Source organism: Pseudonocardia ailaonensis (assembly GCF_039531635.1).
In the GTDB taxonomy this organism is placed as follows: domain Bacteria; phylum Actinomycetota; class Actinomycetes; order Mycobacteriales; family Pseudonocardiaceae; genus Pseudonocardia; species Pseudonocardia ailaonensis.
On the sequence record NZ_BAAAQK010000004.1, the window covers coordinates 20,046 to 39,509 of the forward strand.

General features: G+C 73.8%; 22 protein-coding genes. 9 read left to right on the forward strand and 13 right to left on the reverse strand.

Annotated features, from left to right (window positions below):
- Positions 1-147 precede the first annotated feature (147 nt).
- The 3 genes from ABD324_RS06525 to ABD324_RS06535 are packed head-to-tail and all read right to left on the reverse strand — an operon-like array spanning position 148 to position 5,206.
- On the reverse strand, positions 148-1,470 hold the full coding sequence (locus tag ABD324_RS06525) for an aminotransferase class III-fold pyridoxal phosphate-dependent enzyme (RefSeq protein ID WP_344413490.1): 1,323 nt from the start codon (positions 1,468-1,470) through the stop codon (positions 148-150).
- Positions 1,467-3,521: a hydantoinase/oxoprolinase family protein gene (locus ABD324_RS06530; RefSeq protein ID WP_344413492.1), complete on the reverse strand. Its 2,055-nt coding sequence runs from the start codon at positions 3,519-3,521 to the stop codon at positions 1,467-1,469. The genes ABD324_RS06525 and ABD324_RS06530 overlap by 4 nt, the downstream gene beginning before the upstream one ends.
- A gap of 2 nt (positions 3,522-3,523) precedes the next feature.
- Positions 3,524-5,206: a hydantoinase B/oxoprolinase family protein gene (locus ABD324_RS06535; RefSeq protein WP_344413494.1), complete on the reverse strand. Its 1,683-nt coding sequence runs from the start codon at positions 5,204-5,206 to the stop codon at positions 3,524-3,526.
- A 148-nt stretch (positions 5,207-5,354) separates the two neighbouring features.
- On the opposite strand from ABD324_RS06535, the gene ABD324_RS06540 reads away from it, so the two are divergent.
- Together ABD324_RS06540 and ABD324_RS06545 are read left to right on the forward strand one after the other, a co-directional pair.
- Positions 5,355-6,185, forward strand: coding sequence for a beta-keto acid cleavage family enzyme (locus tag ABD324_RS06540; RefSeq protein WP_344413496.1), 831 nt, complete (start codon positions 5,355-5,357; stop codon positions 6,183-6,185).
- Entirely contained in the window at positions 6,182-7,207 is a 1,026-nt protein-coding gene (locus ABD324_RS06545; RefSeq protein ID WP_344413498.1) for a zinc-binding dehydrogenase, read from the forward strand. Before ABD324_RS06540 ends, ABD324_RS06545 begins: the two co-directional genes overlap by 4 nt.
- Positions 7,208-7,271: 64 nt before the next feature.
- On the opposite strand, the gene ABD324_RS06550 is transcribed toward ABD324_RS06545, so the two are convergent.
- On the reverse strand, positions 7,272-8,237 hold the full coding sequence (locus ABD324_RS06550; protein ID WP_344413500.1) for a zinc-binding dehydrogenase: 966 nt from the start codon (positions 8,235-8,237) through the stop codon (positions 7,272-7,274).
- A gap of 127 nt (positions 8,238-8,364) precedes the next feature.
- Here ABD324_RS06550 and ABD324_RS06555 point away from each other — a divergent pair, with 127 nt between their 5' ends.
- Positions 8,365-8,682, forward strand: coding sequence for an ArsR/SmtB family transcription factor (locus ABD324_RS06555; RefSeq protein WP_344413502.1), 318 nt, complete (start codon positions 8,365-8,367; stop codon positions 8,680-8,682).
- 61 nt (positions 8,683-8,743) lie between these two features.
- Here the strand turns inward: ABD324_RS06555 and ABD324_RS06560 are convergent, their stop codons facing one another.
- Complete coding sequence (locus tag ABD324_RS06560) at positions 8,744-9,433, reverse strand: LysR family substrate-binding domain-containing protein (RefSeq protein WP_344413504.1); 690 nt, start codon at positions 9,431-9,433, stop codon at positions 8,744-8,746.
- Positions 9,434-9,476: 43 nt separating this feature from the next.
- Here ABD324_RS06560 and ABD324_RS06565 point away from each other — a divergent pair, with 43 nt between their 5' ends.
- Complete coding sequence (locus ABD324_RS06565) at positions 9,477-9,902, forward strand: DUF5997 family protein (protein WP_344413506.1); 426 nt, start codon at positions 9,477-9,479, stop codon at positions 9,900-9,902.
- Between the two features lie 153 nt (positions 9,903-10,055).
- Here ABD324_RS06565 and ABD324_RS06570 read toward each other — a convergent pair whose 3' ends face one another.
- The 5 genes from ABD324_RS06570 to ABD324_RS06590 all read right to left on the reverse strand — a co-directional run bounded on the left by ABD324_RS06570 (position 10,056) and on the right by ABD324_RS06590 (position 12,850).
- Complete coding sequence (locus ABD324_RS06570) at positions 10,056-10,328, reverse strand: hypothetical protein (RefSeq protein ID WP_344413507.1); 273 nt, start codon at positions 10,326-10,328, stop codon at positions 10,056-10,058.
- Between the two features lie 60 nt (positions 10,329-10,388).
- Complete coding sequence (locus ABD324_RS06575) at positions 10,389-11,285, reverse strand: pyridoxamine 5'-phosphate oxidase family protein (protein WP_344413508.1); 897 nt, start codon at positions 11,283-11,285, stop codon at positions 10,389-10,391.
- A gap of 67 nt (positions 11,286-11,352) precedes the next feature.
- Positions 11,353-11,916 (reverse strand): TetR/AcrR family transcriptional regulator, encoded by a 564-nt coding sequence (locus ABD324_RS06580; RefSeq protein ID WP_344413509.1) that lies wholly within the window; start codon positions 11,914-11,916, stop codon positions 11,353-11,355.
- A 66-nt stretch (positions 11,917-11,982) separates the two neighbouring features.
- Entirely contained in the window at positions 11,983-12,396 is a 414-nt protein-coding gene (locus tag ABD324_RS06585) for a WhiB family transcriptional regulator (protein ID WP_344413510.1), read from the reverse strand.
- A gap of 13 nt (positions 12,397-12,409) precedes the next feature.
- Positions 12,410-12,850, reverse strand: a complete 441-nt coding sequence (locus tag ABD324_RS06590; protein WP_344413511.1) for an SgcJ/EcaC family oxidoreductase — start codon at positions 12,848-12,850, stop codon at positions 12,410-12,412.
- Between the two features lie 77 nt (positions 12,851-12,927).
- Here ABD324_RS06590 and ABD324_RS06595 point away from each other — a divergent pair, with 77 nt between their 5' ends.
- Positions 12,928-13,386 (forward strand): MarR family winged helix-turn-helix transcriptional regulator, encoded by a 459-nt coding sequence (locus ABD324_RS06595; protein ID WP_344413513.1) that lies wholly within the window; start codon positions 12,928-12,930, stop codon positions 13,384-13,386.
- Here the strand turns inward: ABD324_RS06595 and ABD324_RS06600 are convergent.
- On the reverse strand, positions 13,383-14,756 hold the full coding sequence (locus ABD324_RS06600; protein ID WP_344413516.1) for a carboxylesterase/lipase family protein: 1,374 nt from the start codon (positions 14,754-14,756) through the stop codon (positions 13,383-13,385). The genes ABD324_RS06595 and ABD324_RS06600 overlap by 4 nt on opposite strands.
- Before the next feature lie 174 nt (positions 14,757-14,930).
- Between ABD324_RS06600 and ABD324_RS06605 the strand changes: the two genes are divergently transcribed.
- From ABD324_RS06605 to ABD324_RS06615, 3 genes are all read left to right on the forward strand, one after another.
- Positions 14,931-15,272: a hypothetical protein gene (locus tag ABD324_RS06605; protein ID WP_344413518.1), complete on the forward strand. Its 342-nt coding sequence runs from the start codon at positions 14,931-14,933 to the stop codon at positions 15,270-15,272.
- A 43-nt stretch (positions 15,273-15,315) separates the two neighbouring features.
- On the forward strand, positions 15,316-15,549 hold the full coding sequence (locus tag ABD324_RS06610; protein WP_344413521.1) for a hypothetical protein: 234 nt from the start codon (positions 15,316-15,318) through the stop codon (positions 15,547-15,549).
- Between the two features lie 98 nt (positions 15,550-15,647).
- Positions 15,648-17,057 (forward strand): LLM class flavin-dependent oxidoreductase, encoded by a 1,410-nt coding sequence (locus ABD324_RS06615; protein ID WP_344413523.1) that lies wholly within the window; start codon positions 15,648-15,650, stop codon positions 17,055-17,057.
- Positions 17,058-17,069: 12 nt separating this feature from the next.
- On the opposite strand, the gene ABD324_RS06620 is transcribed toward ABD324_RS06615, so the two are convergent.
- Both ABD324_RS06620 and ABD324_RS06625 read right to left on the reverse strand, forming a co-directional pair.
- The gene (locus ABD324_RS06620) at positions 17,070-17,216 is read right to left on the reverse strand and encodes a DUF1059 domain-containing protein (protein ID WP_344413525.1); all 147 of its coding nucleotides are present in this window, start codon (positions 17,214-17,216) and stop codon (positions 17,070-17,072) included.
- 83 nt (positions 17,217-17,299) lie between these two features.
- Positions 17,300-18,514, reverse strand: coding sequence for a cytochrome P450 family protein (locus ABD324_RS06625; RefSeq protein ID WP_344413527.1), 1,215 nt, complete (start codon positions 18,512-18,514; stop codon positions 17,300-17,302).
- A 111-nt stretch (positions 18,515-18,625) separates the two neighbouring features.
- On the opposite strand from ABD324_RS06625, the gene ABD324_RS06630 reads away from it, so the two are divergent.
- A complete protein-coding gene (locus tag ABD324_RS06630; RefSeq protein WP_344413529.1) occupies positions 18,626-19,405 on the forward strand; it encodes an alpha/beta fold hydrolase in 780 nt (259 codons plus the stop codon).
- Positions 19,406-19,464: the final 59 nt, after the last annotated feature.

Below are 19,464 nucleotides of genomic sequence, written 5' to 3' on the forward strand. Positions count from 1 at the left end.
GGCGGCGACGACGGCGGAGGAGGAGCGGGCGGGGGCGCGACAGGCGCTCCGCGCCGGAGCCACGGTGGCCCCTCCCGGAATTCCCGGGAGGGGCCACCGGCGTCGATCCCCCTGTGGTCGATCCCCCCTGTGGTCGATCCCCGCGCGTCAGGCGCCCAGCAGCGCCGCGTGCTCCGTGACGATCTCCCGCACCGCGGCGGCGAAGCCGTCGAGATCGGCCTGGGTGAGGGCGACCGACAGCGCCAGGTAGCTGCGGCGCGCGGTGTAGTACCCGCGCGCCATCAGCTCCAGGTGCAGCAGCGCCCGCTCGGTGTTGGCCGCCCGGATCTGCTCCGGGCGCTCGATCGGCCCGCGCTGGAAGTGGATGCCGATCAGCGAACCCAGCCCGGTCGCCTGCACCGCCACCCCGACGTCGGCGAAGACGCCGTTGAGCGCGTCGCGCAGCCCGTCCCCGCGCTGGTTGAGCGCGACCGCCTCCTCGGGCGTGAAGACCTCGCGGAGGCCCGCGGCCCCGGCCGCCATGGTGAGGGTGTTGTTGTTGAACGTCCCCGGGTGGCCGAGCGTCGCCGGGTGGCCGGGGTCGTACCGCTCCATGATCGCCCGGGCGCCGCCGAAGGCGCCGAAGGAGAACCCGCCCCCGAGGTACTTCCCGAAGGTCGTCAGGTCCGGCGTGATGCCGACCCGGCCCTGGATCCCGGAGGGGCCCAGGCGCGAGGTCATCACCTCGTCGAAGTGCAGCAGGATCCCCAGCCGGCTGGTCGTGTCCCGCAGGGCGTGCAGGAACTCCGGCGTGCCGGGGATGACCCCGCCACCGCCGATCACCGGCTCGACGACCACGACCGCGAGATCCGCGGCGTGCTTCTCCAGCAGCGCGACCGTGCCGTCGACGTCGTTGAAGGACCCGACGACGGTGGGGTACGGCACGTTCAGCGGAGCGGCCCCGCGGTAGCTGAGCACCCCGCCGTGGTAGCCGCCGTGGAACACCAGCACGCCGCCGCGACCGGTGACCTCACGCGCGGTCGCGATGGCCATCAGGTTCGCCTCGGTGCCCGAGTTGGTGAACCGGAGCAGGTCCACCGACGGGAACCGGGCCTTGAGCTGGTCGGCGAACTCGACGTCGTAGGTGTTGGGGCCGCCGAACGCGATCCCGCCGTCGAGGGCCTTGCGGGCCGCCCCGATGATCACCGGGTGGGAGTGCCCGTAGAGGCCGGCGGAGTACTCCCCGAGCAGGTCGGTGTAGACGTGCCCGTCGAGGTCGGTCAGGTGCTGGTCCTGTCCGCCGGTGAAGGTGACGGGGAACGGGCTGTAGTGCAGCGACGTCCGCGTGTTGCCGCCGGGCATGGACCCGGCCGCGGCGCGGATCCGCTCCAGGCTGAGCGGGTTGGCCGCGGTGAACCGCTCCTCGGCCGCGCGCAGCGCGCCCTCGATGCCGGCGCGCTGCGCCGGTGACTCGCTCGCGGGCTCGCTCACCGTTCGGCCCCGGCCCGCAGCGGCACGTCGATGTCCAGCCAGCCGTGCGGCGTCACCGTCGCGGTCTCGCCGGCCCGGATCAGCACCGTGGTGGTCGGCGACTCGAACAGCGCCGGGCCCGCGATGCTGCTGCCGGGCGGAAGCACGTCCAGCGCGTGGACGGGGACGTCGATCCAGCCGTCGAGGTGCACCCGGCGGCTGCCGGGCTCGGCCACCTCGGCGGTGGAGGGCTGCAGCGGGGCCGCCTGCAGCTCGGGGAGCTTGCCGATCACCGTCGTCCGCGCGTTGACGATGACGACCTCCTGGCCGTCGGCGTGGTAGGAGTACAGGTCCTCGTGCCGCTTGTGGAAGCGGGCCACGACCTGCTCGACCAGGTCCGCGGCGTCGAGGTCGACGCCGTCGACGGGCACGGTGATCTCGAAGATCTGCTCGCCGTAGCGCATGTCGAGGGCGCGCCGCACCTCGACCGTGCCCGGGAAGCCGTCGAGCCGGGCCCGGCCCTCCTCCTCCATGCGCAGCAGGACCTCGCGCAGGCCCGCGGCGGACGTGGTGGACGCCTCGCCGACGTGCGACCGCACGAGCTCGTGGCGCAGGTCGGAGGCGAGCATGCCCCAGGCCGAGAGGACCGACGCGACGTTGGGGACGACGACCCGGCGGATCTCGAGCAGCCGGGCCACCTCGGTGACGTGCAGGCCGGCCGCGCCGCCGAAGGAGACGAGCGCGAAGCGGCGCGGGTCCACCCCGCGGCGCACCGAGACGATCCGGATGCCCTCCGCCATCGTCGTGTTCACGACCTTGGCGACGCCCTCGGCGGCGGTGACGGCACTCGTGCCGAGCTCCGCGCCCAGCCGCTCCAGGGCGGCCTCGGCCGCCGCGGAGTCGAGTGCCATCCGGCCGCCGAGGAAGCGCTCCGCGCCCAGGTAGCCGAGCACGACGTTGGCGTCGGTGACGGTGGCGACGGTGCCGCCGCGGCCGTAGCAGGCCGGGCCGGGCGCCGCGCCCGCGCTCTCCGGTCCGACGTGGAGGATCGCGCCGGCGACCCGGGCCATGGACCCGCCGCCCGCGCCGAGGGTGTGGATGTCCAGTGTGGGCAGCGACACCTTCGCGATGCCGACCTGCTTCTCGCCGGTGAGCTGCGCCTCGCCGCCCTGCAGCAGCGCGATGTCCGTGCTCGTGCCGCCCATGTCGAAGGTGATCAGGTCACCCTCGCCGATCAGCCGGGCGATGTGGGTGGCCGCGGCGATGCCGCCCGCCGGTCCGGACAGGACCGCACCGGCGGCGAGCCGGCTGGACTCGGCGATCGTGGCCACGCCACCGTGCGAGTGCATGATCATGACCTCGCCCGAGTACCCGGCGTCGAGCAGCTTGGCGCTCAGACGCGACAGGTACGAGGACAGGACGGGCCCGACGTACGCGTTGACGACGGTCGTCCAGACCCGCTCGTACTCCTTGATCTGGGGCAGCACCTCCGACGACAGCGAGACGTAGGTGTCGGGGAGCGCGGCGGCCAGGGCGTCCCCGGTGACCGCCTCGTGCTCGGCGTTGCGGTAGGAGTGCAGGTAGCAGACGGCGACGGCGTCGACGCCGAGGTCCGCGACCTGCTCGACCGCGTCCTTCAGCGACTCCGCGGTCAGCGCGGTGCCCACGCTGCCGTCGGACCGCAGCCGCTCCTTCACCCCGATCCGGCGGTGCCGGGGGACCAGCGGCACCGGCGGGGCCATCCGCACGTTGTAGCGGTCCTCCTTCATGCCCTCGCGCATCTCGATGACGTCGCGGTGCCCCTCGGTGGTGAGCAGCGCGACCTTGGCGCCCTTGCTCTCCAGGAGCGCGTTGGTGGCCACTGTGGTCCCGTGCACGATCCGCTCGGTGCGCGCCAGCAGCTCGGCGCGGTCGAGCCCCAGCTCCCCGGCGAGCACGCGCAGACCCTCGAGCAGGCCCTCGGACGGGTCGGCGGGGGTGGACGAGGACTTCGCGATGACCACGCGGCCGTTCTCGTCGACGGCGGCGATGTCGGTGAAGGTGCCGCCGATGTCGATACCGATGCGGTACATGCTCAGTTCTCCCGGGTGGAGTCGGTGGTGGACACGGGACCGGACTCAGGGCCGGACACGAAGCCGTTGCGCAGGTCCTCGGCGCGGGCCTCGGCGGACCGCGCCTCGGGCGGCCCGAACCCGCCGCCGCCCGCGGACTCGACGAGGAAGACGTCGCCCGGCAGCACCGGCACGTCGATCTCCTTGGTCTTCAGGAACCGCTCCGAGTCGCCGGAGAGCAGGCGGTAGCGGTGGGGCAGCCCGTCGCGGCCGCCGAGCATCCCGAAGGACGGGTGGCGCACGCCCTCACCCGCGGTGTTGGCCACGGCGGGCTCGGCGATCTCCATGTGGAGGCGCAGGACGGAGCCGGCGCCGCCACGGAACTGGCCGTCGCCGAAGGAGTCCGGCCGGAACTCGTGCGTCTCGAAGAACAGCGGGAACCGGGTCTCGGCGACCTCGACGGAGCCGAACTTGGAGCTGCCCATCGCCTGGCCCTCGCCCGCGGTCTCCCAGCCGTCGCCGACGGGGGAGGCGCCGGCACCCGGCCGGGCGTGGAACAGGTGCCAGATGAACTGGCGGTCGGTGCGCGGGTCGACACCCTTGATGGCGATCCGGAAGCGCCGGCCCCAGCCGGCGATGACCCGGTCCGGGCAGGCCTGCGCCATGGCCTTGATCACGGACTCCGCGATCTCCTGCGCGCAGTGGTTCGTGGCGAGCGTCACGGGCGCGGGCGCCTTGGCCCACACCACGGTGCCCTCCTTGGCGATCACGTCCACCGCGCGGAAGGTGCCCGAGTTCTTGGGCGTGCGCGGGTCCACGAGGAACGTCAGCGCCATGTAGACCGCCGACATCATGTTCGGGTACGACGAGTTGACGAAGCCCTTGACCTGCGGGTGCGAGTCGCTGAGGTCCACCGTGAGCGAGTCGCCGGCGACGGTGACCGTGGCCCGGACGTGGATGTCCTCGGTGCCCTGGCCGTCGTCGTCGAGCACCGACTCGCCGGTGTAGACGCCGTCGCGCCAGGTGGCGATGCAGGCGCGGGTCTCGCGCTCGGCGCTGTCGAGGATCGTGTCGACGGACTCGCGGACCACGTCCGCGCCGTACTCCTCGAGGATCGCCAGCACGCGCCGCTCCCCGACGTGGGCCGAGCCGATCATCGCGCGCAGGTCGCCGAGGAACTCGTCCTGGTGGCGGACGTTGGTGGCGATCATGGTGATGACGTCGTCCCGGATCTCGCCGGCGTCGTGCAGCTTGAGCGGGGTGATCCGCAGGCCCTCCTGCCAGATCTCGGTGGCCGCGGGGTTGTAGGCCCCGTGCGTCGAGCCGCCGATGTCGCTCTGGTGGGCGCGGTTGATGGCCCAGAACAGCAGCGTCCCGCCGTCGAAGATCGGCACGAAGGCGGTGAGGTCGGGCAGGTGGTTCCCGCCGTGGTACGGGTCGTTGAGCAGGAAGACGTCGCCCGGCCGGATGTTGTCACCGAACTGGTCGATGACGGCGCGTACCGCCCACGGCAGGGAGCCGACGTGGATCGGGACGTGCTCGGCCTGGGCGATCAGTCGGGCGTCGCGGTCCAGGATCGCGGTGGAGAAGTCCCGGCTGGAGTTGAGGATCTGGGAGTAGGCCGTGCGCAGCATGGCCTCGCCCATCTCCTCGACGATCGCCTCGAATCGGTGGGTGACGACGGAGACGGTAACTGGATCGACCACTGAGGCAGCTCTCTGCTCGAGGGGCAACGACGGGACCCGGCGCACTCCGGATGGTCTCTCGCGGTAGACGGCGGTTCGATATATGGTACGCGAGATACGTTCGGCTGCCTAGGTGGTGGCCGGCCCCGGCCGTCGAAGGAGCCTTCCCGTGAGTGTGGTCATCACCGTTGCACCGACCGGGCCCATCGCCTCCAAGGCGGACAACCCGTCGCTGCCCACCCAGCCCGAGGAGATCGCCGACCAGGTCGCGGCCGCCTACCAGGCCGGCGCGTCGGTGGCCCACCTCCACCTGCGGGACGAGCAGGACCGGCCCACGGCGGACCTCGACATCGCCCGCCGCACGATCGACCTGATCGCTGAGCGCTGCCCCATCCTGGTGCAGCTCTCCACGGGCGTCGGCCTGAGCGTGCCCTTCGAGGAGCGCGAGAAGATGGTCGAGCTGCGCCCGGCGATGGCGACCCTCAACCCGTGCAGCATGAGCTTCGGCGCCGGTGAGTTCCTCAACCCGCCCGCCGGGGTCCGCCGGCTGGCGGCCCGGATGCAGGAGCTCGGGGTCAAGCCGGAGCTGGAGATCTACGACACCGGCCACCTCGACGCCTGCCTGCGGCTGCGCGACGAGGGCCTGCTCGCCGAGCCGCTGCAGTTCAGCATCGTGCTGGGGGTGCGCGGCGGGATGGCCGCGACCCCGGACAACCTGATGATGATGGTCCGCCGGCTGCCGGCCGACGCCGTGTGGCAGGTGATCGCCATCGGGCGGGCCAACCTCGAGCTGACCGCGATCGGCCTGGCGCTCGGGGGCAACTGCCGCGCCGGCCTCGAGGACACCCTCTACCTGCGCAAGGGCGAGCAGGCGGTGGGCAACGTCCCGCTGGTCACGCGGGCCCGCAAGCTCGCGGAGGACCTCGACCTCCAGGTCGCCGACGTGGCGCAGGCGGCACGGCAGCTGCAGCTCCCCGAGGGCGCGGAGAACGCCAGGTGAGCGAGCCGCGCACCATGGGCGCCATGGTCTACGGGCCGGGCCCGGACATCCGCGAGGTCCGCCGCCCCGTCCCGGAACCCGCGGACGGCGAGGTCCGGGTGCGGATCGGGGTCGGCGGCATCAATCCCGCCGACTGGCGCAACCGGCGCCGGTACACCGGCGACGAGCCGGTCGTCCCGCTCCAGGACGGCGCCGGCGTGGTCGACGCCGTCGGGCCCGGGGTCGACGCCACCCGGGTCGGTGAGCGGGTGTGGCTGTGGGAGACGGCCCGCCAGCGCTCCGGCGGCTGCGCCCAGAAACTCGTGGTCGTGCCGGCCGACCGGGCGGTCCCGCTGCCCGCGGACGTCGGCCTGGACGTGGGCGCCGGCCTCGGTGTGCCCGCCGTCACGGCCCACCGGTGCCTCACCGTCGGCGAAGGGGGGCCGGAGCGGCTCGCCCCGAAGGCCCTCGACGGCCGGACGGTGCTGGTGGCCGGCGGTGCCGGTGCCGTGGGTCACGCGGCGATCCAGCTCGCCCGCTGGAGCGGTGCCACCGTGATCGCCACCGTCAGCACCGCGGACAAGGCCGCGCTGGCCGAGGCGGCCGGCGCCCACCACGTCGTCCGGTACCGGGACGGGGACGCGGGCGAGGTCGTCCGCGGGCTCGCCCCGGACGGGGTGGATCTCGTCGTCGAGCTGGCGCCGGACCAGAACACCGAGCTGGACCTGCGCGTCCTCGCCCCCGGCGGCACCATCGCCGTGTACGCGGGCGGCGCGGCCGCCTTCCCGGTGGACCTCGGCTCGTCCCTGGGGGCCAACGCCCGCTGGCAGTTCGTCTCGATCTTCACCATGGCCGCGCGGGCGAAGGAGGCGGCGATCGCCGCCGTCACCGAGGCCGTGGCCGCGGGGGTCCTGGGGGTGGGCCCGGAGGCCGGCCTGCCGGTCCACCACTACCCGCTGGCCGACCTCGGCCGGGCGTTCGAGGCGGTCGAGCAGGGCGCGGTCGGCAAGGTCCTCGTGGACGTCGGCCCCGAGCTCGGCTGAGCGACCGGGACGACCGCTCCTCCGCGCGACCCCCGGGGTCGCGCGGAGGAGCCCGTCCTGCGGCTCAGCGGGTGAAGACGATCTTCCCGGCCGTGTCGCCCTCGAGCATCGCGCGGAAGCCCTCCGCGGCCTTGTCCATGGGCAGCACGTGGCCGATCTCCGGGGTGATCCCGGCGCGCGCCACGAACGCGAGCATGTCGACGAGCTCCTGGCGGGTCCCCATCGTCGAGCCCTCGACGCGGATCTGCAGGAAGAACAGCCGCTGCAGGTCGGCGGACGGGGCGGGACCGCTGGTCGCCCCGCAGCAGATCACGGCGCCCCCGGGGCGGACCGAGCGCATCGAGTGGGCCCAGGTGGCCTCGCCGACGGACTCGAACACGGCGTCGACCTTCCCCGGCAGCCGGGCGCCGGGCTCGAACGTGGCGTGGGCGCCGAGCCGCTCGGCGAGCGCCCGCTTCTCCTCGGTCCGCCCGGTGACCCAGACCTGCATCCCGGCAGCGGCCCCCAGCTGCACCAGCGCCGTGGACACACCGCCTGCGGCACCCTGCACGAGCATGGTCTGGCCGGGGCGCAGGCCGGACTTGGTGAAGAGCATCCGGTAGGCGGTGAGCCACGCGGTGCCGAACACCGACCCGGCCTCGAGCGACACCCCTGCGGGGAGCGGGACGACGTTGCGCTCGGGCACGATCACGACGTCGGCGAAGGCGCCCTGGTGCTTCTCGGTGAGCAGGGTGCGCCGCGGGTCGAGGGTCTCGTCGCCGGACCAGGCGGGGTCGCCGATCACCGGGTAGACCACGACGTCGGTGCCGTCGGCCAGCGTCCCGGCCGCGTCCCCGCCCAGGATCATCGGGTACTGGTCCGGCTTGAGACCGACGCCGCGCAGGGTCCAGAGGTCGTGCATGTTGAGGCTGGCCGCCCTGGTGCGCACGGCCACCCAGCCGGCCGGGACCTCGGGCTCGGGCCGCTCGCCGACCACCAGCCCGGCAAGCGGGTCGGCGGGCTCGGGCCGGGCGGCGTAGACGGCGAACATGGGCGTCTCCTTGGATTCGATGATGTTAGAAACGTAGAGTCATCGAACGGGTGTGGCAACGGCGACGTGACCGTGCCCACCCGAGGACGCGACGAGAGGGGCCGACGCTGTGCGAGCATGGGAGCCGATGAGCACGGACCCGACCGGCCCGCCGGTCACGACCACGCTGCGGGACTCCTATGTCGCCTTCGCCAAGGCGATCGCCGATCCCATGCGGCTGGACATGCTCGTCCTCATCGGGCAGAGCGGCGAGTACCCCTGCACGGCGCTGGAGCAGCAGCTGCCGATCAGCAAGTCGACGATCTCCTACCACGTCAAGGTGCTGACCCAGGCCGGCCTGGTCAAGGTCCGCCGCGAGGGCCGGTTCTTCCACTACGAGCTGCAGCGCGAGGTGCTCGACTACTACGCGCCGAACCTGTTGCTCCGGCTGCTCGACGCACGCTGAGGCCTCTGCCCTCCTGCGGAGCAGGGCGCCGGTCCGCGCCCACCGGCGGTGGCCGGCCCGGTCAGCGTCTCGAACGGCGGCGGTCGGCGGTTCTCCTCGGGGCGCGGGCCACCCCGGTGCGGGGGCTCTCCCTCGGCGCGGGGGTGCGGGAGCTGTTGACCGTGCGCCCCCGGACGATCCCGATGAACTCCTCCATCAGCTCGGTGTTCTCGGCGTCCGGCCAGGTGAGGACGACGCTCGACCCGGGCGCGTCGGTCAGCGGCCGGTAGGTGAGGTCCCGGCGGTGGTGGAGACGGGCCAGGGACTGGGGCAGCACCAGCACGCCGACGCCCGCGGCGACCAGCTCGACCGCCTCGGCGGTCGTGGCGGGGTCGAACGCCGCCGCCCGTCCCGGCCGGTCCCCGGGCCAGGCGAGCGCGTCGTCCTGCGGCCGGAGGACGATCTCGTCGGCGAGGTCCGCCACCGTGGCCTCCTCGGCCGCGGTGAGCAGGTGCTCCTTCGGCACGACGGCCACGGTGGTCTCGGTGTAGAGCGGGATCGCGTGCAGCCCGGCCCGGTCGATGGGCAACCGGACCAGGCCGGCGTCCAGTCCGCCGCCGCGGACCAGGTCCACCACCTCGTCCGTGGTCGTCGCGACCAGCTGCAGGGGGACCCGGGGACGGCGCTCGGCCCAGAGCCGCGCCCACTTGCCGGGGGTGACGCCGGGGACGTAGCCGAGCCGGAAGGATGCGGGGTCGCTCGCCGTCGTCACCGGCCCAGGCTATCCGCCGGTGCGGCCCCGATATCCTGCGCGTATGACGCGGCAGAGGTCGACCCAGACGATGAAGCCCGCGACGGCGGCGAAGAAGCTCGGCGTGCACCTCGACGCGACGCCCGCCGAGTTCCGGGAGGGGGTGGTGACGCGCGACGAGCTCGACGCCCTGCAGGCCGACCCGCCCGAGTGGCTGAGCGAGCTGCGGCGCAACGGCCCCCACCCGCGCCCGGTCGTCGCGGACCGGCTCGGGGTGTCGATCTCCGGGCTGGCCCGTGCCGAGATCACCGAGCCGCTGACGACCGCGCAGATCGCGGCGATCAAGGAGGAGCAGCCGGAGTGGCTGCGCCGTGAGCGCCTCACCCGGGCCGAGGCCCAGCGCGCGGAGGCGCGGCTGAAGGACGAGCGGTCGGCGAAGCCGGGTGCCGGCAGGTCACCTGCTCCAGCACGTCGAGCCGGTCCCAGGTGATCCGGTAGGCCCGGATCTGCGAGGTGACCACACCGAGCCTGGAGGTGTGCCGGTACGAGGCCACCGACACCGCATCGGTCTCGACGTCGCGTCCGGTCGGGCCGACGCCCGGCAGCAGCCACGGCAGCTCGCGGTCGTGGGTGAACCGGACCTTCATCTCGTGCGCGACCCGGCGCTGGTCCGAGATCGTGGACACGCGGGTGAACTCCAGGTTCGACGGCAGGTGGGGCAGCACGTCCTCGGCGAGGAACCGGCGGATCCCCTCGTCCCCTGCGCGCCGATGGCTCCGGAGGCGGTCTGCAGCACGCACCCCGGGTCGACGGACGCCATCGCGGCGTCGAGGTCGCGGTCGACGAAGACAGCGGTGTGGAAGGAGTCGCGGATCTCCTCGATCCTCCATATCAGATGCTGGATCTCCATCGTCATGCTTCCGCACCCTGCGCCGTCCGCGCGCGATGCGCCACCGATGGCTCAAAACGAGACGGGCTACGACGCCTGGTTGAAGCGGGAGTACTCCGGCGCCGACCAGCCCGAGGGGAAACCGTGTTCGGTCCACACGGCCCCGGCGATCCGGAAGACCGTCTCGCGCCCGGTGGCGGGGCCCGGCCCCGGCCCCGCCGCCGAGGTCCGCACCTCCGCCGTACCGGTCAGCTGCAGCGTGGCCCCGGTCCGCCAGTCCGGGAAGAGCAGGCCGGCGGCCGGGTTCACCCGCAGGTTCCCCGCCGTCATCATCATCGCGTTGCCGACGTAGTCCGGCCAGGTCAGCTCGGTAGGCGAGACGACCGTGACGAAGCCCGGGCTGCCGCCCCGGTGCGAGACGTCCGCGCCGTTCTCCGCGGCCGTCGCGACGAAGAAGGTGTCGGCCGCCGCCACCAGGGCCGCCTCCCGGCGGTCGAGCTCCCCGGTCCGGATCGCCTCGGGCGGTACGTCCGAGGGAGCCGGTCCTCGGGCCACCCGGGCCTGGATGTACTTGGGGCAGTTGCCGAACGCCTGGTGCACGGCCACCTCGCCGCCCCCGGGGACGGGGTGCCAGCGGCCGTTGACGCGGAACCGCTTGCGCGAGCGGAGCTCGATCGCCAGGGTCCCGACGTCCACCTCGTCCCGCAGTGCGTCGGCCAGCGGGTCGGTCACCGCGACGGTGGCGGCCACGCGGAGCGTGGACGGGTCCGGTGCGGAGAGGAAGCCCTCCGGCCCGTTCAGGCTGGTGGCCCAGATCCACCCGTCGCGGTCCCGGGCGCCGAGCACCAGCATGCGCTGCCGCATCAGGAAGCCCTCCGCCCCGTGGGGGATGGTGCCCGCGATGATCGGCCGGACCCGCTCCGCCATCTCGGAGGTCCCGGCCGCCCGCTGCGCGGCCAGCTCGCCGGGGTGGAAGTCGGCCATCGGGCCCTCCTTCGTCGACGTCTCCGACGAGATTACCGAATGAACGGTAAAAAACAAGGCGTCCTGGTCACGCCTCCGGCATCAGGAGGTCCGGGAGGAGCGCGACGGCCTCCGCGAAGGCGCCCGTGTCCCCGGTGACCCGGCTCAGGACGAGGGCCCCCTCCATGCGGACGAAGGCGTCCTTCGCCGCGCGCAGCGCCGCGTCGGGCCGGTGGCCGGCGCGGCGCGCGGCCGCCGCCATCGCCTCGATCCAGGCGGTGGCGAGCGCCCGGGCGTGCTCGCGGACCGCCGCCGGGGCCCCCGTCAACGTCATGCTGTCCAGGACACAGGACAGCGCGCCGGCCTCGTAGAACTCGCCGATCCGGCGGGCCGTCTCGGCGATGCCGCGGGCGACCTCCGGATCCTCCCGCAGCGGCGCGAGGATCCGGGTGAAGCGCTGCCCGACCTTCGTCAGCGCCACCTCCGCCATCTGCTCCTTGCCGTCGGGGTAGCGGTGGTAGAGGCTCGCGCGCTGCAGCCCGGAGACCGCCGCGAGATCGCCGATGGCGGTGCCGTCGAAGCCCTTCTCGCGGAACACCGACACGATCAGGTCGATGAGGGTGTCCTCGTCGATCGAGGGTGGGCGTGCCATGCGGCGAACATTACCGAACCTTCGGTCAGCATGGCCGGGCGGTCGACCACGACCATCCGGGACCCGTCAGCGCTCCGGGTAGGTGTGCCGCGCCCCCAGCAGGGTCGCCCACGAGCCGACGCCGTCCCAGGCGCGGAGGACGGCGCGGCGCTCGCGGGCGCTCACCCCGCCCCAGGTGCCGGACTCGATGCGCCGGTCGAGGGCGAAGGCGAGGCATTCCGTGCGCACGACGCAGAAACCGCAGAACGTCCGCAGCGCGCGCTGGTCGGCGGGCGCGGGGCCGAGTGGATCGCTGTCGGTGTCACGGCATCGCGCCGAGGAACGCCAGTCCCACCACGTCACCGATTCCGCGCAATCGGCTCCGGTGCCCGGGCCGGTCCCGGTTTCCGCGCCGATCCCGGTTTCCGCCACGACCACGGTGCATCGCCCCCCGAATTCCGATGAGCACGAATTCTGCTCGGTCGGGGCGCCGGGCGGCACCGAGTAGAACTACTCAGACCCTGCTCGGGGCGGTCGCCGGCTGCAGCCGCGCGGAGATCGACTCGAACAGCGGGCGGCGCTTGGTGTTGTGGAAGGCCGCGATCCACCAGCGGTTCCCGTCGCGCACGAGGGTGTAGGTCTGCGCCTTTCCCGGCGGCCGGCGCCGGCGCCCTTTCACGACGTCCCCGCGCGAGGTGACGACGGCGACATCCGGTCCGGGGAAATGCACCTCGATCCGGTCGTCGGTGAGCGAGGTTCCTTTCAGGAAGGTGCGGAACAGGGCGCGATGGCTCTCGACGATCGCGCTCCGCCCGCGATAGAGGCTGCCGACGAAGGTCGTGTAGGTGGCGTCCTCGAGGAACAGTGCGCCGTAGGCGTCGGCGTCCTGGCGGCCCCAGGCCGCGACCAGCTCCGCGAGTACCGCGCGGACCTGCTGCTCGTCGGTGTCGGTCATCGCATCCCCCTGTTAGTCTCACTGCATCAACACAGTATCTGCATCCGTGCAGACTTTATAGCAGTGGGGATCGAGCGATGCCAGACCCGAGCACGGTGTTCCGGACGTTCGTCGACGCCGTGGGGCTGCACGGGCAGGCCGTCGCGGCGGCGGCGGGACTGCCCGCGACCGACTGGTACGCCCTGAGCGTGCTCGATCTCGAGGGCCGGCTGACGGCGGGGGAGCTGGCCGAGCGCACGGGCCTCACGACCGGCGCGGCGACCCGGATGATCGACCGTCTCGTCCGGGGCGGCCGGGCCCGCCGGGTCGCCGACGAGGCCGACCGCAGGCGGGTGCTCGTCGAGCGCGTGTCCGGCGAGGCGGCCCGCACCGAGGTCGACGACCTGGTCGGCCCGGCGCGCGCGGCCGTCGGCGCGGTGATCGCCGGCTACACCGAGGCCGAACGTGCCCTGCTGCTGGACTTCTTCGAGCGCGCCGCCCCGGCCTTCCGGGAAGGCACCGAGCACATCCGGCGGGCGGGGAAGGCACCCTCCTAGGACAGCTCCAGCGCCGGGAAGTCGTGACCCGCCCAGATCCTGCGCGACTCGACCTCCGGATAGGGCACCACGGCGGGTTCGACGTCGAAGAGGCGGGTGGATCCGTCCGCGAAGGAGGGCCAGCCGGGATCGCCCGTGGTGGCGAAGGAGATCCAGGCGGCGCGCATCTGCGCCGACACGGCCTCGGCGGCCTCCGGATCGGCGATCAGGCCGGCCGGCGCGCCGCGCGTCAGGGTGCCGAAGACCAGCGGGACGTCGAGGCCGTGGCAGGCACCCAGCGTCCCCTCCCAGGTCAGCTCGTAGAAGTGGGCGGTGGTGGCCCGCTCGGCGAGGCGGAGCGAGGGCATCCGGAAGAGCCAGTCGCCGAGGATCCACTCGTACAGGTCCGTGGGCCCCGCCGGCGGGTAGGGCGACGGGGCGAACACCTCGACCGCGGCCGCGACCTGCTCCGCCGTCACCTCGCCGAAGGCGGAGAAGAGCCGGTGCTCGTCGCGGGTGTGGCCGGCGAGCAGGGGGACGTCGTGCACCGCCGCCCACGGGGTCGTCGGCAGGACGTCCCCGTCGACGACCGGTGCGATCAGCACGGAGCGGTGGGCCGCGCGTCCCCAGCGGGCGACGTGCGCACCGGCCTTCGCCGTGACCTCCTCGGTGGCGGCGACGAGCAGGTCGGGGTCCACATCGGACAGATCGGCCACCGAGGCACGCAGGCCGAGCTCCGCGGCGAACGTGCCGGCGACGTCGCGGGCCAGCTCGGGGGCGAAGACCGTCCCGGGGACGCTCTGGGCGACGGCCCGCCGGAACAGCCCGGCGGCGCGCGGCATCGCGAGCAGGCAGGCGACGGACCCGCCGCCCGCCGACTGCCCGAACACCGTGACCTGCGCGGGATCGCCGCCGAACGCGCGGACGTTGTCCCGCACCCATTCCAGCGCCGCGACCTGGTCGAGCAGGCCACGGTTGGCGGGCGCGCCCGCGATCTCCGCGAAGCCCTCGAAGCCGACGCGGTAGTTCAGCGTCACCAGCACCACACCGTCGCGCGCGAGCCGGGTCCCGTCGTACTCGGGCAGGTCCGACGAGCCGATCACGTAGGCGCCGCCGTGGATCCACACCAAAACGGGGAGCCCCGCGTCGGGGCCCGGGTCGGGGGACCAGACGTTGAGCGTCAGCCAGTTCCCGTCGCTCGCCGACACTCCCGGCTGCGGGGGGCGCGGGCCGAAGGCGAGCGCGTCCCCGTCCCGGGGCCGGGCCGCGACCGGCGCCGCGAAGCGCAGCGCACCGAGCGGCGCTGCCGCATAGGGGATCCCGCGGAAGACCGCCACTCCCGATTCCAGGATGCCGCGCACCCGTCCCGCTTCCGTCCGCACCTCGACCACGCGGCGACGGTAGCCACCCCCGCCGGGGACCACACCTGATTTCGTGTCGGGCGATCGGGGGACACGGGCGTCGTCCCGCTGCTCGGCCGGTCGACCGATCCTGGCGGGAGGTGATCCACGAGACCGTCATCTCGTGCCCGGAGGGACCGGGACACGACCGGAAGGACAGAGCCGATGATGAAGAAGACGCTGGTCGCAGCGGGTGTGGCGGCGACCGCCGCGGTGCTGGGTGCGTTCGCGCTGGCGGGCACCGCCTCCGCCTCGGAGGGTACGGACGCGGCGAGCTCGAAGGGCCTGATCACGCGGACCGTGCACTCGCACGCGGCCCCGAGCGTGTACAGCCCGCCGGTCTCGGCGCTGCAGAAGGACCAGCCGGTCGCGGTGCGTTGCTTCGTCGAGGGCGAGAAGCCGCCGGGCAGCGACAACCCCTACTGGTTCCGGATCACCGACGCCAACGGCTCCTCGTTCGTCGAGAAGAGCGCGATCATGGTGCCGCCGACCACCCCGCGCTGCTGATCCCCGCGTTGCGCGGTCCCGACGGGCTGGCGAGACTCGGCCGATGGACCACGAGGCCGAGGCTCGCCGGCACGCCGAGAAGGCGGCCGACCACCTGGCGGACGACGACGCCGCGGGGCACGCCGCCCTCGCCGCCTACCACGCGTCGCTCGCGACGAACGAGCTGCTGCGCAGCCTGCTCGCCCGCCGCGAGACCCCTCCACCGACCGAGCCACCGCCCCCGGCCGCCACGCCGCCGGGACCGCAGCGACCGGACCCGTACCGGGTCGACATGTAGCGCTGTCACCGGGTGAGGCCGGCGAGGGCGGTGGGGATGCTCCGTCCGGCGGCGTGACACCGGCCGTCGCGGGAGCGTAGTGCTGCCACACTGCGCCCGTGAACCTGCCGGATCCCGCGCTCGTGGTGCTCGTCGGGCCCGCCGGTGCGGGCAAGTCGACCTGGGCCGCGGGCCGGTACCGGGACGCCGAGATCGTGTCCTCCGACGCGCTCCGCGCGCGCGTCGGCTCCGGCACGGCCGACCTCGACGCCTCGGACGACGCGTTCGCGGTGCTCGAGGCCGTCGTGGCGGCACGGCTGCGGCGGGGGCTGACGACCGTCGTCGACACCCTGGGCCTCGACGCCGGCCGGCGGGCCGGGTGGCTCGCCGCCGGCCGGGCGGCGGGGATGCCGTGCGTGACCGTCGTGTTCGACACCCCCGCCGACCTCTGCCGGGCCCGGAACCGGAGCCGCGACCGGCCCGTGCCCGCCAGGGTGCTGACCGCGCAGGTCCGGCGGATGCCGGCGGTGTCGGCCGAGGTCGCCGGCGAGGGCTGGGATCTCGTGGTGCGGGAGGACGGCGGCCCGGCCGGGCCCCCCGCCGGCCCGGCCCCCGCGACGGGCCGTCCGGCCGGCGGGGCTCCGCTGTTCGCCGGGCCAAGCGGGCTCTCCTTCGTCCTGCAGGTGTCCCGCTTCCCCTGGGGGACGGAGCCCTCGGAGTGGCTCCGGGACGTCGCGCGGGCCGCCGAGGAGGCCGGGTTCGCCGGGCTCGCGCTGATGGACCACCTGATCCAGATCCCGCAGGTCGGACAGCCTTTCGAGGCCATCCCCGATCCGCTGGTGACCCTGGGGATGCTGGCTGGCGCCACGACCACCCTGCATCTCGGCACCCTGGTCTCCCCGGTGACCTTCCGGCCCGCGGGCGTCCTCGCCAACGCGATGGCGACCCTGGACGTGCTCTCCGGCGGCCGGGCCTTCTGCGGGCTCGGCGCGGGCTGGTGGGCCCGCGAGCACGCCGGGTTCGGCCTGCCGTTCCCCGCGGCGGGGGAGCGCGTGGACCTGCTGGAACAGGCGATCCCGGTCCTGCGGGCACTGTGGGCGCCGGGCACGAGACCGCTCGCCGGCCTGCCCGAGACGACCTGCTATCCCCGCCCGGTCGGCGCGCTCCCGATCATCGTCGGGGGCACCGGTCCGCGGGTCCTGAGGATCGCCGCGACCCTCGGCGACGCCTGCAACGTGCCGGCGGCCCGCCTCGACGAGGTCGGACCGCAGAAGCGGACCACCGTGCTCGACGTCCCGGTCCTCGGCGACGACCGCGAGCACGTCGCACGGCTGGTCGAACGCCTCCGGGGCCGGACCCCCGCGACCACCTACGCCGCCCGCCACCACGCCGGCACGGCCGCCGAGCACACCGAGCGCTACCGCGGCCTCGCTGCGGCCGGCGTCTGCACTGCCTTCGTCGCCCCGGCCGAGCTCACCGGCCCGGACGACGTCGCCCGCTGGGCCCCGGTGATCGCACACTCCTCGTGAGTGCGCGGCGGCTCAGTACGCGATGAAGAGGATCTCGTCGCGGGAGTACTCGTGGTCCGGGTGGTTCTCCTTGAGATGTGCCTGGGTCTTGACGACCAGCTCGTCCTCGTTCTCGGCGGTGATGTGCTCGCCGCACGGGCAGCTGAGGTTCTTCTTCATGTCCCCAGCCTAGGACGCGTCCCGGCCCGTGTGCGCGGTCGATCGGATGAACGCATGCGCACGCGGGCGGGGCCACGCGCGGGTCAGATCCGCACCGGCAGCCGGTGCAGCCCGCGGATCAGCGAGGTGTCCCGCCAGGTCAGGGTCTCCGGCTCGGCCGCCAGCTCCATGTCGGGGAAGCGGGCGAGCAGGGTCCGGAAGGCGATCTCGCCCTCCAGGCGGGCCAGTGGCGCGCCGAGGCAGTGGTGCACCCCGTACCCGAACGCGACGTGCCCGGAGGCGTCCCGGGTGACGTCCAGCTCGGCGGCCCGCTCGTAGCGCTGCGGGTCCCGGTTCGCCCCGATCAGGGACACGAGCACGATCTCGCCCGCCGGGATCTCCGTGCCGCCGATCTCGACCGGGGCCGTGGTGAACCGCAGCGTCGCGAGGTTGATGGGGCCGTCGTACCGCAGGAACTCCTCCACGGCGTTGGGCACCAGGTCGGGGGCCGCCAGCAGCGCCGCGCGCTGGTCGGGATGGCGCAGCAGGGCGAGCGTGCCGTTGCCGATCAGGTTGACGGTCGTCTCGTGCCCGGCGATGAGCAGCAGGAACGCCATGGAGATGGCCTCGTTGGTGGACAGCGAGTCCCCGTCCTCGCTCGCCGCCACGATGGCGGAGAGCATGTCGTCGGCCGGGTGCTCGCCCTTCTCCGCGACGAGCGCGGCGAGGAACGCCGCCATGGCCCGGGCGGCCGCGGAGCGCTCCTGCGGGCCTGCGGAGGAGAGCAGCGTGGTGGACCAGGCCCGGAAGTCCTCCCGGTGCTCCTCCGCCACCCCGAGGAGCTCGCAGATCACGGTCATCGGCAGCGGGAAGGCGAACTCGTCGAAGAGGTCGACCTCCGGGCCGTGCGCGGCCATGGAGTCGGCGAGCCGCTCGGCGATCTCGACGATCCGCGGCCGCATCCGGGCGACCGCCCGCACGGTGAACGCGCGGTTGACGAGCCTGCGCAGCCGGGTGTGGTCCGGCGGGTCCGTGTTGAGCATGTGCTCCACCAGCGAGTTCGCGAACTCCTCCTGGCGGATCGGGGCGCCCGCGTGCTGCTGCACCACCTCCGCGACGGTGCGCCCGTCCTTCGACAGCCGCGCGTCGTTCAGGGCCGGGCGCGCGTCCTCGTAGCGGGTGACGATCCACGCCCGCACGCCGATGGGGGTCACCACGCGGGCCACGGGAGCCTCCTCGCGCAGGCGCCGGTAGAGGGCGTCCGGATCGGCGAAGAAGTCGTCGCCCAGCAGCATCGGGTCGCCTGTTGTCCGGGTCATTCCTGTTGTCCCCCTTTGTCCGGGGTCGCCACCGCCGACGACCCCGCCCCGACGCTAGACCCGCCGGAGGCAGGTGGCCCGGAGGTTTCGTGAACGTCCTACGCTGACCCGGTGACGACCGGGGAGCGGCTGAACGACGGGCTGTCGGTGTTCACCGTCGGGAGCGGGCCGCCGCTGGTGTCGATCCCCGGGCTGGGCGAGGGCACGGACCTGTCGGTCCGGGTGCCACGGACGGATCTCGTCTCCGCCCGCGCGATCGCGACGTCCACCGGCCGCACGGTGCACGTCATCGCGCGTCCGCTCGATCCGCCGCCCGGCATGAGCATCTCGGAGCTCGCCGGCACCTACGCCGGCGCGATCCGGGAGCGGTTCGGCGGCCCGGTGGACGTGTTCGGGGCGTCCGCCGGCGGGGTGACGGGCCTGCAGCTCGCCCTCGACCATCCGGACGTGGTGCGGAAGCTGGTCGTCGCGGTGGCCGCCGCACGCCTCGGCGACGACGGGCGGCGGCTGCTGCGGGAGGGCGTCGCGCTGGACGGGCGACGGTGGCGGGCGGCCTGGTCGGGCAGCGGGGCGATGACGCGCGGCCCGGTCCGTGCTGTCGCGTTCACCGCGATGGCGCTCGCCGGCAGCCGCCCGCGGGCGGCGGGGGAGCTCGCCATGGTCGAGGGCGGCCAGACCTGGGACGTCACCGCCCGGCTCGGCGAGATCACCGCGCCGACGCTGGTGGTGGGCGGCACCCGGGACGCGCTGTTCCCGAAGGAGCTGATCGAGGCGACGGCCCGCGGCATCCCGGGCGCCCGCCTGGTCCTGCTCCCGGGCCGCGGTCACCTCACCACCCTGTTCGACCGCCGCGGCTCCCGCGCCATCGCGGCCTTCCTCGCCACCCCCTGACCCGCACCAACCCCGCGAGTCGGCACTTTCGGTCGTCCGAAACACACCGCTGCGACGCC

Coding starts and splice junctions, on each gene's coding strand:
- ABD324_RS06530 (WP_344413492.1), bottom strand. CDS start 3,521: ATGTACCGCATCGGTATCGACATCGGCGGCACCTTCACCGACATCGCC.
- ABD324_RS06550 (WP_344413500.1), bottom strand. CDS start 8,237: ATGTTCGCCGTCTACGCCGCCCGGCCCGAGCCCGCCGACCCGCTTGCC.
- ABD324_RS06555 (WP_344413502.1), top strand. CDS start 8,365: ATGAGCACGGACCCGACCGGCCCGCCGGTCACGACCACGCTGCGGGAC.
- ABD324_RS06565 (WP_344413506.1), top strand. CDS start 9,477: ATGACGCGGCAGAGGTCGACCCAGACGATGAAGCCCGCGACGGCGGCG.
- ABD324_RS06570 (WP_344413507.1), bottom strand. CDS start 10,328: ATGACGATGGAGATCCAGCATCTGATATGGAGGATCGAGGAGATCCGC.
- ABD324_RS06575 (WP_344413508.1), bottom strand. CDS start 11,285: ATGGCCGACTTCCACCCCGGCGAGCTGGCCGCGCAGCGGGCGGCCGGG.
- ABD324_RS06580 (WP_344413509.1), bottom strand. CDS start 11,916: ATGGCACGCCCACCCTCGATCGACGAGGACACCCTCATCGACCTGATC.
- ABD324_RS06590 (WP_344413511.1), bottom strand. CDS start 12,850: ATGACCGACACCGACGAGCAGCAGGTCCGCGCGGTACTCGCGGAGCTG.
- ABD324_RS06595 (WP_344413513.1), top strand. CDS start 12,928: ATGCCAGACCCGAGCACGGTGTTCCGGACGTTCGTCGACGCCGTGGGG.
- ABD324_RS06605 (WP_344413518.1), top strand. CDS start 14,931: ATGATGAAGAAGACGCTGGTCGCAGCGGGTGTGGCGGCGACCGCCGCG.
- ABD324_RS06610 (WP_344413521.1), top strand. CDS start 15,316: ATGGACCACGAGGCCGAGGCTCGCCGGCACGCCGAGAAGGCGGCCGAC.
- ABD324_RS06620 (WP_344413525.1), bottom strand. CDS start 17,216: ATGAAGAAGAACCTCAGCTGCCCGTGCGGCGAGCACATCACCGCCGAG.
- ABD324_RS06625 (WP_344413527.1), bottom strand. CDS start 18,514: ATGACCCGGACAACAGGCGACCCGATGCTGCTGGGCGACGACTTCTTC.